16 protein-coding genes are annotated in these 12,960 nt (G+C 67.1%); 7 read left to right on the top strand and 9 right to left on the bottom strand.

Features of this window, described 5'->3' with window-relative positions; genetic code table 11:
* Positions 1-416: 416 nt before the first annotated feature.
* Together AB0B25_RS24635 and AB0B25_RS24630 are read right to left on the bottom strand one after the other, a co-directional pair.
* Positions 417-791: a hemophore-related protein gene (locus AB0B25_RS24635; protein ID WP_357183768.1), complete on the bottom strand. Its 375-nt coding sequence runs from the start codon at positions 789-791 to the stop codon at positions 417-419.
* A gap of 84 nt (positions 792-875) precedes the next feature.
* Positions 876-2,381: an NAD(P)/FAD-dependent oxidoreductase gene (locus AB0B25_RS24630; RefSeq protein ID WP_357183765.1), complete on the bottom strand. Its 1,506-nt coding sequence runs from the start codon at positions 2,379-2,381 to the stop codon at positions 876-878.
* Positions 2,382-2,574: 193 nt separating this feature from the next.
* On the opposite strand from AB0B25_RS24630, the gene AB0B25_RS24625 reads away from it, so the two are divergent.
* Both AB0B25_RS24625 and AB0B25_RS24620 read left to right on the top strand, forming a co-directional pair.
* Positions 2,575-2,949, top strand: coding sequence for a hypothetical protein (locus tag AB0B25_RS24625; RefSeq protein WP_357183762.1), 375 nt, complete (start codon positions 2,575-2,577; stop codon positions 2,947-2,949).
* Between the two features lie 177 nt (positions 2,950-3,126).
* Complete coding sequence (locus AB0B25_RS24620) at positions 3,127-3,855, top strand: VIT family protein (RefSeq protein WP_357183759.1); 729 nt, start codon at positions 3,127-3,129, stop codon at positions 3,853-3,855.
* A 95-nt stretch (positions 3,856-3,950) separates the two neighbouring features.
* Here the strand turns inward: AB0B25_RS24620 and AB0B25_RS24615 are convergent, their stop codons facing one another.
* A complete protein-coding gene (locus AB0B25_RS24615) occupies positions 3,951-4,106 on the bottom strand; it encodes a DUF6131 family protein (RefSeq protein ID WP_357183756.1) in 156 nt (51 codons plus the stop codon).
* 24 nt (positions 4,107-4,130) lie between these two features.
* Positions 4,131-4,574, bottom strand: a complete 444-nt coding sequence (locus AB0B25_RS24610; protein ID WP_357183754.1) for a hypothetical protein — start codon at positions 4,572-4,574, stop codon at positions 4,131-4,133.
* A gap of 116 nt (positions 4,575-4,690) precedes the next feature.
* Between AB0B25_RS24610 and AB0B25_RS24605 the strand changes: the two genes are divergently transcribed.
* Positions 4,691-4,882, top strand: coding sequence for a hypothetical protein (locus AB0B25_RS24605; RefSeq protein WP_357183751.1), 192 nt, complete (start codon positions 4,691-4,693; stop codon positions 4,880-4,882).
* Positions 4,883-5,007: 125 nt separating this feature from the next.
* Complete coding sequence (locus tag AB0B25_RS24600) at positions 5,008-6,183, top strand: cytochrome P450 (RefSeq protein WP_357183748.1); 1,176 nt, start codon at positions 5,008-5,010, stop codon at positions 6,181-6,183.
* A gap of 84 nt (positions 6,184-6,267) precedes the next feature.
* Here the strand turns inward: AB0B25_RS24600 and AB0B25_RS24595 are convergent, their stop codons facing one another.
* Entirely contained in the window at positions 6,268-7,266 is a 999-nt protein-coding gene (locus AB0B25_RS24595; protein ID WP_357183746.1) for a DUF418 domain-containing protein, read from the bottom strand.
* A 119-nt stretch (positions 7,267-7,385) separates the two neighbouring features.
* On the opposite strand from AB0B25_RS24595, the gene AB0B25_RS24590 reads away from it, so the two are divergent.
* Both AB0B25_RS24590 and AB0B25_RS24585 read left to right on the top strand, forming a co-directional pair.
* On the top strand, positions 7,386-7,886 hold the full coding sequence (locus tag AB0B25_RS24590; protein WP_357183743.1) for a MarR family transcriptional regulator: 501 nt from the start codon (positions 7,386-7,388) through the stop codon (positions 7,884-7,886).
* The gene (locus AB0B25_RS24585; RefSeq protein WP_357183740.1) at positions 7,883-8,263 is read left to right on the top strand and encodes a DUF5313 family protein; all 381 of its coding nucleotides are present in this window, start codon (positions 7,883-7,885) and stop codon (positions 8,261-8,263) included. The genes AB0B25_RS24590 and AB0B25_RS24585 overlap by 4 nt, the downstream gene beginning before the upstream one ends.
* A 29-nt stretch (positions 8,264-8,292) precedes the next feature.
* Here AB0B25_RS24585 and AB0B25_RS24580 read toward each other — a convergent pair whose 3' ends face one another.
* From AB0B25_RS24580 to AB0B25_RS24570, 3 genes are all read right to left on the bottom strand, one after another.
* The gene (locus AB0B25_RS24580; RefSeq protein WP_357183738.1) at positions 8,293-8,784 is read right to left on the bottom strand and encodes a hypothetical protein; all 492 of its coding nucleotides are present in this window, start codon (positions 8,782-8,784) and stop codon (positions 8,293-8,295) included.
* 192 nt (positions 8,785-8,976) lie between these two features.
* On the bottom strand, positions 8,977-10,071 hold the full coding sequence (locus AB0B25_RS24575) for an ionic transporter y4hA (RefSeq protein WP_357183735.1): 1,095 nt from the start codon (positions 10,069-10,071) through the stop codon (positions 8,977-8,979).
* A gap of 71 nt (positions 10,072-10,142) precedes the next feature.
* On the bottom strand, positions 10,143-10,538 hold the full coding sequence (locus AB0B25_RS24570) for a nitroreductase/quinone reductase family protein (protein ID WP_357183731.1): 396 nt from the start codon (positions 10,536-10,538) through the stop codon (positions 10,143-10,145).
* 296 nt (positions 10,539-10,834) lie between these two features.
* On the opposite strand from AB0B25_RS24570, the gene AB0B25_RS24565 reads away from it, so the two are divergent.
* Positions 10,835-11,494 carry a PhoU domain-containing protein gene (locus AB0B25_RS24565; protein WP_357183728.1) on the top strand — a complete coding sequence of 220 codons (660 nt, stop codon included), beginning with the start codon at positions 10,835-10,837 and terminating at the stop codon, positions 11,492-11,494.
* Positions 11,495-11,814: 320 nt separating this feature from the next.
* Here the strand turns inward: AB0B25_RS24565 and AB0B25_RS24560 are convergent, their stop codons facing one another.
* Complete coding sequence (locus AB0B25_RS24560; protein ID WP_357183725.1) at positions 11,815-12,723, bottom strand: LysR family transcriptional regulator; 909 nt, start codon at positions 12,721-12,723, stop codon at positions 11,815-11,817.
* Positions 12,724-12,960: the final 237 nt, after the last annotated feature.

The following is a 12,960-nucleotide window of genomic DNA, read 5'->3' as shown; positions in this document are numbered from 1 at the left end:
ATCGAGTGTACCCATACCGATCCGGAGACCCCCTCCGCGGACCGGGCTGTTTGTCACGCCATCGGTCCAGAGAACCGCCGACACGCCGGGCCCGACTGATAGCATCGCAGCCACCATGGATCTCGGCAGGACCGCGCACGCCGCAGCTCGCGCGTCCCAGTGAGGCCGAGTCGACGCGACGCTGCCACGAATTCGTCGATCGACAAGCAACTTGCTCATCATCCATTTGCTCCAGTGCCTTGTTTGATTCCGGCAGGCAAATCTATTCTGCCAATATAGACAAGTACCTTGCCTATTGGCAAATGGATACTTCTGGTACGGCCGATGGCAGTCAACTCGCAGGCATCGTCCGGCCGGCACCTGCGTACCGTGCTCCACTCCGACGCGGGCGGGTGCGACACCCGCCCGCACCGACCTCAGTAGTTGTGGCAGGTGTCGGCGATGGTGCGCATCTTCTGGATGCGCTCCTGCGCCTGCGGCGAGTCGCGGCGCTGCTCGAACTTGGCCTTGGCCTCCGGGTGCGTGTCCAGGAACTCCTTGGCCCGCTGCTTACGCTGATCGACCGGGAGACTGAGGAACTCCTGCGCCTTGGCCTTGCGGTCCGGGTGCGCATCGAGGCGGGCGGCGAACTCGGGGAACTGGGCATGCACGGCGGCATCGATCTGCTCGAAGCTGCAGGTCGTCTCGAGCAGGCCCGGACCCGGCTGCGCGGAGGCGGTCGCCGGGATCAGCAGCGCGCCCGCGGCGACCAGGCTGCCGAGAGCGACGGTGGCTCGAACGAATCTCGTCATGTCGAATGTCCCTTTCGATTGGATGTTCGGGTCACGACGACGCGACCCGGCGCCAAGTCCATCAGGTGGGGTGTTCGGTCAGCGCTAGGAAATCCGCACCGGTTGCCCGACAGCGGATCTCGGCGTCGGCACCAGCGTCTTGTTCAGGTCTGTCCGTAGCGCGATCGCCGAATCGAGCAGGTAGTTCTGCCGAACCTTCCACGGGTGGCGGGCGCCTTGGCGCGGGAACTCGGCGATGGATCGCTGAATATAGCCGGAGGCCAGATCCAGCAGTGGGTGTTCGTCGAGCACGCCCCGCGGTTGCGGGACCACGGCCGCGTAGCCCTTGCGGTCCATGTGATCGAGAACCTTGCACACCAGCCGAGACGTGAGATCGGCGCGTAAGGTCCATGAGGCGTTGGTGTATCCGATGCAGACGGCGAAATTGGGAACGCCGGTGATCATGGTGCCCTGCCAGACGAACTGCTCGGACAACTCGACCGCGGCGCCGTCTACCGTCAGGTCGATGCCGCCGAAGGCGAGCAATTGCAATCCGGTGGCGGTGATTACGATATCGGCCGCCAACACACGGCCGGACTTCAATTGAATACCCTCCGGCACAAAGCTATCGATGTGATCAGTCACCACATCGGCGGTGCCCCTCCGCATCGCCTTGAAGAAGTCGGCGTCCGGGGCCGCGCACAGCCGCTGGTCCCACGGGTTGTAGCGGGGCGTGAAATGCTCCGCTACGGCCTTGTCGTCCTTGAGGATTCGAGTGGCGAGACCGATGAGCAGTTTGCGCGCGGACTCCGGGCGGCGCCGGCAGTACTGGTAAAAGCCGATGGTGAACAGGATGTTCTTGATCCGGATCACGCGATGCGCCAGCCGGGGCGGGAGTAGCTCGCGGATCTTGTCGGCTTGCTTGTCCCGGCCCGGGACGGGGCTGATCCAGGTCGGTGAGCGCTGCACCATGGTCACCAGCTCGGCCTGCTCGGCCAGCGCCGGGACCAGGGTGACCGCAGTAGCGCCGCTCCCGATCACGACAACGCGCTTGCCGGTGCAGTCGATGTCTTCCGGCCAGAACTGCGGGTGTACCACCCGACCGGAGAAGGTGGAAATCCCAGGGAATTCGGGTGCGTACGGCTGGTCGTAGTCGTAGTAGCCGGCACACGCGTAGAGGAAGTCGCAGGTGAGGGTACTCAGCACGGCGCTGCCCGTCGCGTCGCGGTGTTCGAGCGTCAGCGTCCAGCGCGCGGTCTGGCTGGACCAGTCGGCCGAGCGCACCTTGGTGCGAAAGCGGATGTGCCGGTCGATGCCGTAGTCCGTAGCGGTCTCGGTGATATAGCGCAAGATCGACGGGCCGTCGGCGATCGACTCGGCGGCGCGCCACGGCTTGAAGGGGTAGCCGAGGGTGAACATGTCGGAGTCCGATCGGATGCCTGGATACCGGAACAGGTCCCAGGTGCCGCCCAGGCTGTCGCGTGCCTCGACAATGGCGTAGGTCTTGCCGCGGCACTCGGTCTGCAGCCGGTAGGCGGCGCCGATGCCGGACAGGCCCGCACCGACGATCACGACATCGAGGTGCTCCGGACGCACGGCGGACTCGGTCATGGTTCCAGTGTGTCGGATCCCGGTTCGACTGCGCGAATCCTGGTCGGCGCGACACCCCTGGAATCGGCGGGGCAGCGGCTGATCGACCGGATCGTTGCGGAGCAGCTGTTCTTCCCGCCCGCTGTGATCGGTGCTGGGAAGAGGCCGTCGCGCCGCATAGAATCCTCTCGGGATCGACTGGGAAGGGGGCCGCATGGACGCGGTCATCAAGGAGGTCGCCGAGGAGGGCAAGCGGCTGATCGACCGCGCCTGGCTCGGCGAACTCACCCGCGAACAGGCGGTGCACATGTTCGTCCAGGTCGGAGACGGACTTGTGCACTACGAGACCGCACTCGACATCATCGACGACGGCGTACAGCGGCTGGACGCCAACGCACGATGGGTTCGAATATTGCGGTGGTGCGCGCTTCTGGAACTGCCCGTATACGGCGCCTTCGCCGCACTCGCCGTACTACTCGGCGATTACACCACAGCCGTACTTTCGGTGCTGTTGCTGTTGATTCTGCAGGTCGTGCACCGCGCGTTCCTGCCGCATCCCTTGCCCCCCGGAGGCGATCGGTCCGAGTAGTCCGCCACCGCTGCCTGCCGCCGCGGCGACGGCGCAGACAGCTGGAACTGCCGCGCACGGCGGCGGGCAGCGGGAGCTTCGGACGCCGCAGCACTCTCGCCCGCACCGCAACGGGAATTTGTAGGCAAATCCCCAGCACCCGACATCCGCAGCCCCAGATAGCCTAGTCTGCGCCTCATGAACCGATCGACCAGCACATCGGGCGCGCACCCACACGAGCCGCACGGCGAGGGGTTCGCATCCACCCTGAACTGGTTACGCGCCGGCGTGCTCGGCGCGAACGACGGCATCGTGTCCACCGCAGGCCTCGTCGTCGGTGTCGCCGCGGCCACGACCAGCACCAGCGCCCTGTTCACCGCCGGCATCGCGGGTCTGTTCGCGGGCGCGATCTCGATGGCGGTCGGTGAATACGTCTCGGTCAGCACGCAACGTGATGCGGAGCGGGCGCTGCTGGCCACCGAGCGCAAGGAACTCGAGGAAGAGCCCAACTACGAGCTGGCCGAACTCACCGGAATCTACCGAGCCAAAGGCCTGTCCGCGGAGACCGCGCGCAAGGTCGCCGAAGAACTCACGGCACACGACGCATTCGCCGCGCATGCCGAGGCCGAACTCGGCCTGCGCCCCGATCAACTGACCAACCCGTGGCAGGCGGCCTTTTCCTCCGCGGTGGCGTTCACGCTCGGTGCGCTGCTCCCGCTGCTGGCCATCCTGCTGCCGCCGGTTACCGCCCGCATTCCGGTGACTTTCACGGCGGTTCCGGCCGCGCTCGCACTCACGGGGTCGATCAGCGCCGCCCTCGGCGGAAGCCCCCGCGGCCGAGCCGTCGCACGGGTAGTACTCGGCGGCACGCTCGCCATGGCAGTCACCTACGGCATCGGGCAGCTCGTCGCGGGCGTGGGAATCTGACGAACGCGAGTGATCGACCGGTAGCGAATGGCGGCCGAACCCGGTGACCGCCATTCGCCTCCGATCAACGAACTACCGCACTCTCATGACGATTCCTAGTAATACCAACGGCGGCCGCCGACAGGGCGGCCCAGCGAGCCGGCCAGCAGCAGGACCAAGCCGATGACCAGAAGGATGATGCCCGCGGTGGTGAGCAAGGAAATTCCGAGCAGCCATCCGATGATGAGAAGCACGAGACCGAGAACAATCATGGTTGTATTTCCTTTTCTCGATGGTTATTTCGCCGCCGTTGCCTGTGCGCCGCGGGTGCGTTCGGCGCTCGCGGAGCCGCCGGAAGAAGGTGTCGCCCGCTTGCGGAACAACCGGTTCCAGACGGGCTCTCGCGTGGCCGGCGGCTTCCGCGTCTCGGATGTGCCGGCGGCGAGGTCTCGCCGCACCGCGGCCATTTCCCGACGGGACTGCCGCAGTTCGCGCCGTGCGGCCGCGCCGCGCCGGGTAGCCCGCCAGACACCGGCCAGCACGAGCGCGAGCCCGAGCATCCCGATCGCGCCGAGCACGACCCCATAACCGAACAGCGCGCCCATGGAACCGTGGAAGTGGTAATCGAAGACCGAGAAATCACTTGTCACTTGCTGGGCCGTGCCGGTGTTTCCCACGACGGCGGCAACCCCGATAATCACTGCTGCGATCAAGACGATGAGTCCGATGATGATGATCATGACAATCCTGTTGCGTCGATTTATGTGACAAACCGGCTATTCCCGGCGAGAACAGAGTCAAACCCGACCACAGGAATTGTTTGTTTGAGCCGGGCGTATCGGTCTATGCGGACAGCATGACCTACACCATCAACCTGCCCAGCGTTACCCGCGAGTCCGCCTCGGCGATCGCAGCGAATCTGCGCGGTGTCAACGGCATCGACTCGATCGACATCGATGTGACCTCGGAGCGTGCCCTGGTCACCTCCACCCTGACCTACAACGAGGTCCTGGCCGCGATCCGCCAGAGCGGCGTCGCCGCCACCTGACAAAGCAGTGCCGCCACCCAGACCGACGCCACGATCGGCCCGGCCGGGTGGCGATCCGCGCGATCCGGAGACTGCACCTCGGCCCATCGCCCGCCCGTCTTCGCCCCATACGCGATGATGCACGGGTGAGGGACGTTTTCGACTCCGAATTCGCGCGAAACCCGTGGCCCGAGCTCGAGCAGCTCCGTGCGACGGGCGGCGTCCACCGTATCCGCACGCCGGATGGTCCCCCGGCCTGGTTGGTGACCAGGTATCGGGACGTGCGGGCCGGGCTGCTGGACGATCGGCTGTCCACCCATGTCCGGCACGCGAATGCCGAGGACTACCGGGGTTTCACCGTTCCGCCGCCGCTGAATGCGAACCTGCTCAACACCGAGCCCGCCGACCATGCTCGATTGCGCAGCCTGGTCACCGGCGAGTTGTCGCCACGACGGCTGGCCGAATGGACCCGGCTGGCTCCCGAGCTGGTGGATTCCTGCGTATGGGAGCTGGATTCGGGCCAGACGGTCGATCTGGTCGAACGGCTGGCCGTTCCGCTGCCGGCCGCGGTGCTCGGCGAACTGCTCGGCCTCGACGGACCGACCCGCGAACACCTGCTGGGGTGGGCGAATTCGACGCTGTTGCCGTCGGCGTCGCCGCCCCGGGCACGCGACACCTTGGCGACCATGCTCGCGATCATCACCGACACCACCGAGCAGGCGCGGACGCATCGCACGGACACGGTGCTCGGACGGCTGGTCGCCGCCCACGCCGACACCGGTTCGCCGAGCGCGGACGAACTGGCAGGGTTGCTGTTCTACCTGCTGTTCGTCTGGTACGAGGTACTTGTCGACCTGATCGCGGGTGCGGTGCTCACGCTGCTGGGCCGTCCGGACCAACGAGAAATCCTCCGGTCGATGCCGGACAAAGAAGCCGCCGTAGACGAGTTGCTGCGCCACCTGTCGCCACAGGTGCTGGCCGGACCACGCTTCGCGACAACCGAGCTGACCATCGGCGCAGCGACCATCCGCCCGGGGCAGGCCGTCCTGTTATGCCTCGCCGCTGCCAACCACGATCCTGAAATCTTCGACCGCCCGGGGGAATTGGACCTTACCAGGGATCGCGGCCCACAGCTCGCGCTCGGCTACGGGGTGCACGCGTGCTTGGGCAACGGCCTGGTGCGCACGGTCACCGCGGCCGCGCTGGCGCACATCGATGCCCGCTGGCCGGACACCGTGCTCGCGGTGGACGAGCGAGAGATTCTCTGGCGCTCGGGATTTCGGCATCGCGGACCACTCGCGCTGCCGGTGCGGCTCGGTTGACCCAAGGGCGCGCAGGGACCCAGCGCAGTAACCCGCCGGCCGGTGACCCGCGCGCCAATGGTCACGCGGGCAATCCGTCGACCATCACCAGGACACTGATCGTCGGCGGGCACGGGCTGGCGCCAATTCCCACCAGGTGATGCTGCGCCACATCCATTCGAGCGGTCCGTACCGGAAAAACCGCAGCCATGCGGCGCTGATGATCGCCTGCGCCACGATGATCGCGACCGCGAGGCCGAGCAGCGTCGCGTAGTCGGCGGAGTCGGACAGTCCCAACCACGGGTTCGCCAGCAGGATCAGCGCGGTAGCGCAGACATAGTTGGTCAGTGCCATCCGGCCGAGTGGCTCGAGCACTTCCGAGAGCACCGCGCCGGTCTCGGTCCGTAACAACAGCAGCAGACCGGTCAGGTAGGCGAGCGCACCGAGTAGCCCCGCCACCGCCGAGGCGGGGCTGGACCACAGCTCGAGGTACGGGGTGCGGTACTCCCACCTGCCCGCCAGCACGGCGGCGGGTAGCGCGAGCGCGAAGGTCGCGCCGACCTGCCAACCGCGATCGTCCAGCGTGTCCGCGATCCCGTAGCGAGCGGCGGCCAGGCCGAGCAGACACAGCCCGGGCACCATGGCCAGCCCGCCACCCAGAGTCAGCGCCACAACTACGGTGCCCGCCAGGCCCGCGCTCAGTACCAACCAGTTCGGCAGCGCCGAGGTGGGCAGCAGAATAACCAACCCGACAATCGCGTACGGCAGCAGCGCCTCTCCCGGCTGGAACTGATGGTGGACCAGGCCGACGATCGCGAGCGCGACCAGCCGGCGGGCCAGAACGAGTCGCGGACGGTCGGTCCGCCGCGCCGCGTTGTCCAGCAACAGCGCGAAGCTCAACCCGAACAGGAACGAGAAGATCGGAAAAAAGCGTCCTTCGAACAACACCGACAGCGCATGCCGTACCGGAACCACCACGCCCGGCTCCGTCACCACGGTCATCCCGGTGATCTGCCAGATATCGACCACCAGGATCCCGCACAGTGCGAACCCCCGGACCGCGTCCCATTCGCGGATGCGTGGTCGATCCACGTCGTGGCGCATGGATGTCACGGTATCGGCTACCGCGCGCAGTCCGGCGCTTCCCGAGGAGATGTCGCCCACATATTTAATGCATGAACTATTCGTACGTTAACATTTTTCTGGGGAGGCGAGGAGGAACGATGGAAACCGAGGTCGACGATCCGCTTCGGCTGGATCGGCAGGTGTGCTTCGCGCTCGCGGTGGCCAATCGCGCGGTACTGGCTGTCTATCGGCCGCTACTGGAGCCGCTCGGGCTGACTCACCCGCAGTATCTGGTGATGCTGGCACTCTGGGGCGAGGCGCCGATGTCGGTCAAGGCGATCGCCGAAGCCATCCAGCTCGACTCGCCCACCCTGTCACCGCTGCTGAAGCGCTTGGAGAGCGCGGGGCTGATCACACGCGAGCGCAGCAGCCGCGACGAACGCAACCTGGTGGTGGCATTGACCAGGGCGGGAACCGAGCTGCGCGCGCGGGCCGAGCAGATTCCCCCCGCTGTCGTGCGGCGGCTCGGAGTGACGCTGTCCGATCTGGAGGAGTTGCGCGACGTACTCACCCGAGTGAATGACGCAGCCCGCCGGTCGGTCCTGTCCACCTCTGACAGCGCTCCGCCGGCCACCACACACCGAGAGGTCCGCGCATGACCCGGGAACCGCGACGCCCCAACCCGGTCCAGTGGGTCGGCTACGCCTTCGGACGCCGCCTGCCCGATTCCCTCCGCGAATGGGTGCGCAACGATCTGACCGGCACCCACGCCGCAACCCGGCACGTGCTGCGCGGACTCGTTCCGTTCACGCCGCTGTTCCTCGCATTCCTGCTCTTTCCGGGCGAACTGTGGCTGCGTGGCGCCATGGTCCTGCTCGCGTTGCTGCTGGCCTTGTTCTACACGATCGCGTTCATGCCGATGAACCGCGCGCATCGGCTGGCCAAGCATGGGCTGCCCGCGGACCTGGAGAACCCGGAACGGGCCAGGCGCCGCGCTGCGGAGCGCGCCAGGTACGCGGCCCAGCATCCGCACTGAGTGGCCCGGCCGCTGCTCGGAGACTCCGTTTACCACCCGTCGGGTGTTGCCGGCAGCGGCTCGGAGCCGCCTTGCTCCTGCGCGAGGCAGACCCACTGTCCGTCCGGCGTGCGGTCCCAGCGGGCGGTGATCCCCTCATGGGAACAGTCGGCGCCGATCTGCCGCTGGTTCCGCGCCACGCATGCCCACTGTCCCTCCCGCATCTCCCAGTGCGCGGAGACACCACCCGCCGAACAATCGCCGCCGATCTCGCGGACCGGCCGCAGCGGCACCATCGACGTAGGCGGCGCCGGGGCCGGCAGGGATCTGGGTTGCGGCCAAGCACGCGCGGTCGCCCGCGGCGCCGGGGCGGTCGCCGAGGGCGGCGACTCATGACCGGTCGAGCCGCCATGCGGCAGCAGCAAGACGGTGATCGAAACCATGAGCGAGAGGATGGCGGCGAAGCCGGCCGCGGTGGTGAGGATATGTGAGTTGTCGCCGCGATCGTCGTCGGGTTCGCGACCGCTGTCGAATGTGGCCATCGATCCGCCTTCGCTGCCGAGTAGGAACCACCATCACGAACAGCACGCTTATCCAGCAGGTTACCGAAGTTTGCCCTTCGGCAGATGCGGATTCATCGGACCGGTATAACGAGCTCAGATGGCATATGAAGGAGATGCCAAGAAATAGCTATAACTGCTGCAGTGGGACTGCGCCGACAACGCGGCAGTCCACTACGGACTTGCGGCGAGAAACACGAAAGCCGAGAAAAGCGCCAGATGGACGCCGCCTTGCAGCAGGGTCGCCCGCCCTGGAACGACCGTCAACCCACCCACCACCACCGTCAAGGCGAGCAGCACCATCTGCGTCGGGCCGAGTCCGAGAACCAGTGGGCCCTCCAGCCAGATGCTCGCGACCGCGATCGCCGGGATGGTCAAACCGATACTCGCCATGGCAGAGCCCAACGCGAGATTGAGGCTGATCTGCACTCGATCGCGTCGAGCGGCGCGTACCGCGGCAAGCGTTTCGGGCAGCAGCACCAGCAGGGCGATCACCACACCGACCGCCGACTGCGGCAGCCCGGCCGACTCGACCACCGATTCGATTGTCGGCGAGACCACTTTCGCCAGACCTACCACACAGACCAGGGCAACGAGCATCAGGGCAACACTGCTCAGGGCGACCCGCGCGTCCGGCAGCTCGCCGCGATCGTCGTCCTCGGTGACGACGCCGGCACTCTCGACGGGCAGGAAGTCGTCCGGGTGACGCACCGTCTGCACCATCACGAACAGCCCGTACAGCGCCAGCGAGGCCACCGCGGCGAAGGTCAGCTGCGCGGTGGAGAATTCCGGCCCCGGCTTGCTCGTGGTGAAGGTCGGTAACACCAGACTGAGCGTGGCCAGGGTGGCGACCGTGGCCAGAGCCGCGCCGGTGCCCTCGGCATTGAACACCGCGATCCGCCTACGCAGCGCACCGACCAGCAACGCGAGGCCGACGATGCCGTTGCACGTGATCATGAGCGCCGCGAAGACTGTGTCGCGGGCGAGCGTGGAGGTCTGGTCGCCGCCAGCGGAACTCATCAGCGTGAGGATGAGCCCGACCTCGATCACGGTCACCGCGATCGCGAGCACCAGCGATCCGAGCGGTTCACCGACCCATCGGGCGACCACCTCGGCGTGTTGCACCGCCGAGACCACCGCACCGATCAACGCGACCAGCACGACAGTCACCGCGATCCCCGGCAGAGCGCGGCCCCAGGTGGCCGCGAGGGCGAAAACGGCGAGCAGTGGTACGAGAACGGTCCAGCGGGCGAGCAGCACACGGATCATGCCGACCATCGTCCCAGCAAACTGTCGGCATTTCGGTCAGGTGATCGATCTCTTCCCGACCGACTGTTCGTTCAGACCTGCAGATCGATCCGCACGCTGAGCAGGTCGGTGCCGACGAGCCGCACGGCTGCGCTGTTGGCGCGCGGCAAAACGGCGAGGCGTGCGCGCACGTCGTCGTCGGGCAGCACGTGCGCGGTACCGGTGTACCAACGCCCGTGCAACCGTAGCCGAACTCGATTGTCCACCTTGATGTTCCGAATGTATTGCGAACGGTCCCCGAACTCGGAGACGAGCCAGAATTCCGATCCGACCTTGCGTCCGCCGATCGGGGTGATACGCGGCTGCCCGCTGACCCGGCCGGTGGTCTCCAACAGGGTCTGCTCGGGCAACCGGCCGAGCAGCGGGTTGCCGACCCGGCGCTGGAACGCCGTGACAACCCGATGCTGAATATCGCGCATCGTCGGCATGACGGGACGCTAACACCGGATCACCCCCGTGTGTGGGGTTCGCCGCCCACAATGGCTCGAGCGCCGGCCCGGTCACCCGAACGTGTGGAATACACCTGGGCACCGCACACGCGACCGCACGACCGCGCTGTGCCGATACGGAGGCGAAGCCGACGGGCACACAATGGGCTGTCGACCGAAATGTCCTGTCAGCCAGGGGTTCAGGGGGGATGTGCGTTACTGCGGCGGCGAGTGTTGCGCCGAAGCATACCCACGACGGATCGCTCCGGAACCGAACAATAGGTGAGAATTTGGCGGTGCGGACCCAGTTCACTGCCGAGCTCATCGCGTTGACCAACGATCTGACGCTGATGTGCTCGCTCGCCCACGACGCCGTCGAACGAGTCATCGACGCGCTCGTCGACGCCGACCTCACCGCGACCTACGAGGTCTTCGCGCTCGATGAGCAACTGCAGAAGATGTACGGCGCCGGCGAGGCGCGGACCGTGCTGCTGCTCGCGCTGCAGGCGCCGGTGGCCCGCGACCTTCGGCATGTGGTGACCGCGATTCAGATGGCGGGCGAGCTGTCCCAGATCGGCCTGCTCGCCAGCCGGGTCGCCGACCAGGTGTACAAGAGCCACCCGGCGCATGTGGCGCAGCGATCGGTGCTGGAGATCCTCGCTGAGATGGGACGACTCGCGGCCGCGCGCACCGCCTCGGCCGGTCGTGCGGTGGCGGGGCACCACCTGCCGCCCGAGGACGCGCCCGGCGCACACGTAATGGAAACGCTGCACCGACAACTGCATTCGGCCCTGGTCGACCCCGCGTCCCAGTCGTCCACCGTCGCGGCGATCGACATCGCGCTGCTCGGCCACCACCTGGAGCGTTGCATCGATCACACGGCACGCATCGAACGGTTGATCCGCTTTCTCGACACCGGAGTTCCCCCGACGGCCCAGCCGACCGACGACGAGTAGCCAGTCCGACCGCGGCGCAGTGGTGTTCGTCCACAGCGCGGACGCTGGTCCCGGATCGTGGATCGGTCACGCCGACCTCGTCGGCATACCCGGAAGCGTCTCTTCTGAACAGCGGTACACACTGGGCGACCGGCCAGCACGGATGAACCGGCTTCGAGCAGTTGTCCGAAGCGCTTGCCGACCACGAGGTCTCGGGACGAGCACGGTTGGCCAGGGGATGCTGACGCGTCGGTGTGTCGATATCGCCCGCCTCGCGGTCAGGTCTCGTCCGACCACGGTCGACGCCCGACACCGCGCGGGCCGCCCGGCGGACCGGTTGATCAGCCTGTGCGCTGTGCGATGGTGAACAGGTCGCGGGCCGGTCCGGTCGGTCGCTGTCCGGTCGGCCAAACAGCCCGCAGCGTTCGTGCCAGATCGAGACCGGTCACCGTGGGCGACACCAGAACTCCTGCGGCGATCTCGGCGGCAACGGCAAGCGAACTGAGCACAGCTGGACCGGCGCCGGATGCGACAGCCGTCTTGATCGCGGTGGTCGAGGACAGTTCCAGCGCGATCTCGGGCCGCCAGTCCGGGATACGGCCGACGACCGCGTGCTCGAACCACTGTCGCGTTCCCGAACCGCGCTCCCGTTGGATCATCGGCGTTTCGGCGATGTCATGCACCGAGACGGACCCGGCGCGGGCCCAGCGATGCTCGCGCGGCACCACTACCACAAGTCGATCACGGCCCACCACACGGCTTTCCAACCCCCGAAACCGCTGTGGTGTCTCGACGAACCCGATCGCCGCCTTCCGCTCGAGCACCGCCGCGGCGACCTCGGCGGAGTTGCCCGCGTCCAGCGCGACGGCGGTGTCCGGCGCGGTCGCGCGCAGCATCATCAGCCAACCGGGGAACAGGTACTCGGCGACGGTCTGACTGGCCGCCACGCGCAACTGCGAGCCGCGCTCGACGCGCAGCGTGTCGATGCCCGCGTCGAGTTGCCGTGCGGCGTCGACCACCGCGCGCGCCCACTCGGCGATCAGTGCGCCCGCGGGAGTGGGCCGGGAGCCGAGGGGGCTGCGCGCCAGGACCGGCATCCCGACGAGCCGCTCCAGATAGCGGATGCGCGAGGACGCCGAGGGCTGGCTGATGTCGTGCGCCCGCGCCGCACGGCCGAGGCTGCCCAGTTCGATCACCGACAGCAGCAGATCGAGCGCGGCCAGGTCGGGGACTCGCGGCGAAAGGGGCATAGAACGAGTCTATGCATCCATAGCACTGCGGCCGCTACCCGCCGGCCGCGACCCGGACGACGCTGGAACGCATGACCGCGACAGTGACTTTCCGTGCGGAGACCTCGCGGCGTTTGTTCGGCGAGTGGGAGGCCCTGCGTCACCTAGACGAGTGATTCCTAATCGGTTCGGGGCGTGAGGGCTCGAGTTTTGGCATGGCGGAGGGTATCGACGTCGGTTTGTGAAGACAGACCTCGA

The sequence above is a fragment of the Nocardia sp. NPDC049190 genome (assembly GCF_040648115.1).
Taxonomy (GTDB): Bacteria; Actinomycetota; Actinomycetes; order Mycobacteriales; family Mycobacteriaceae; genus Nocardia.
This window is presented reverse-complemented; position numbering and strand designations above follow the sequence as displayed.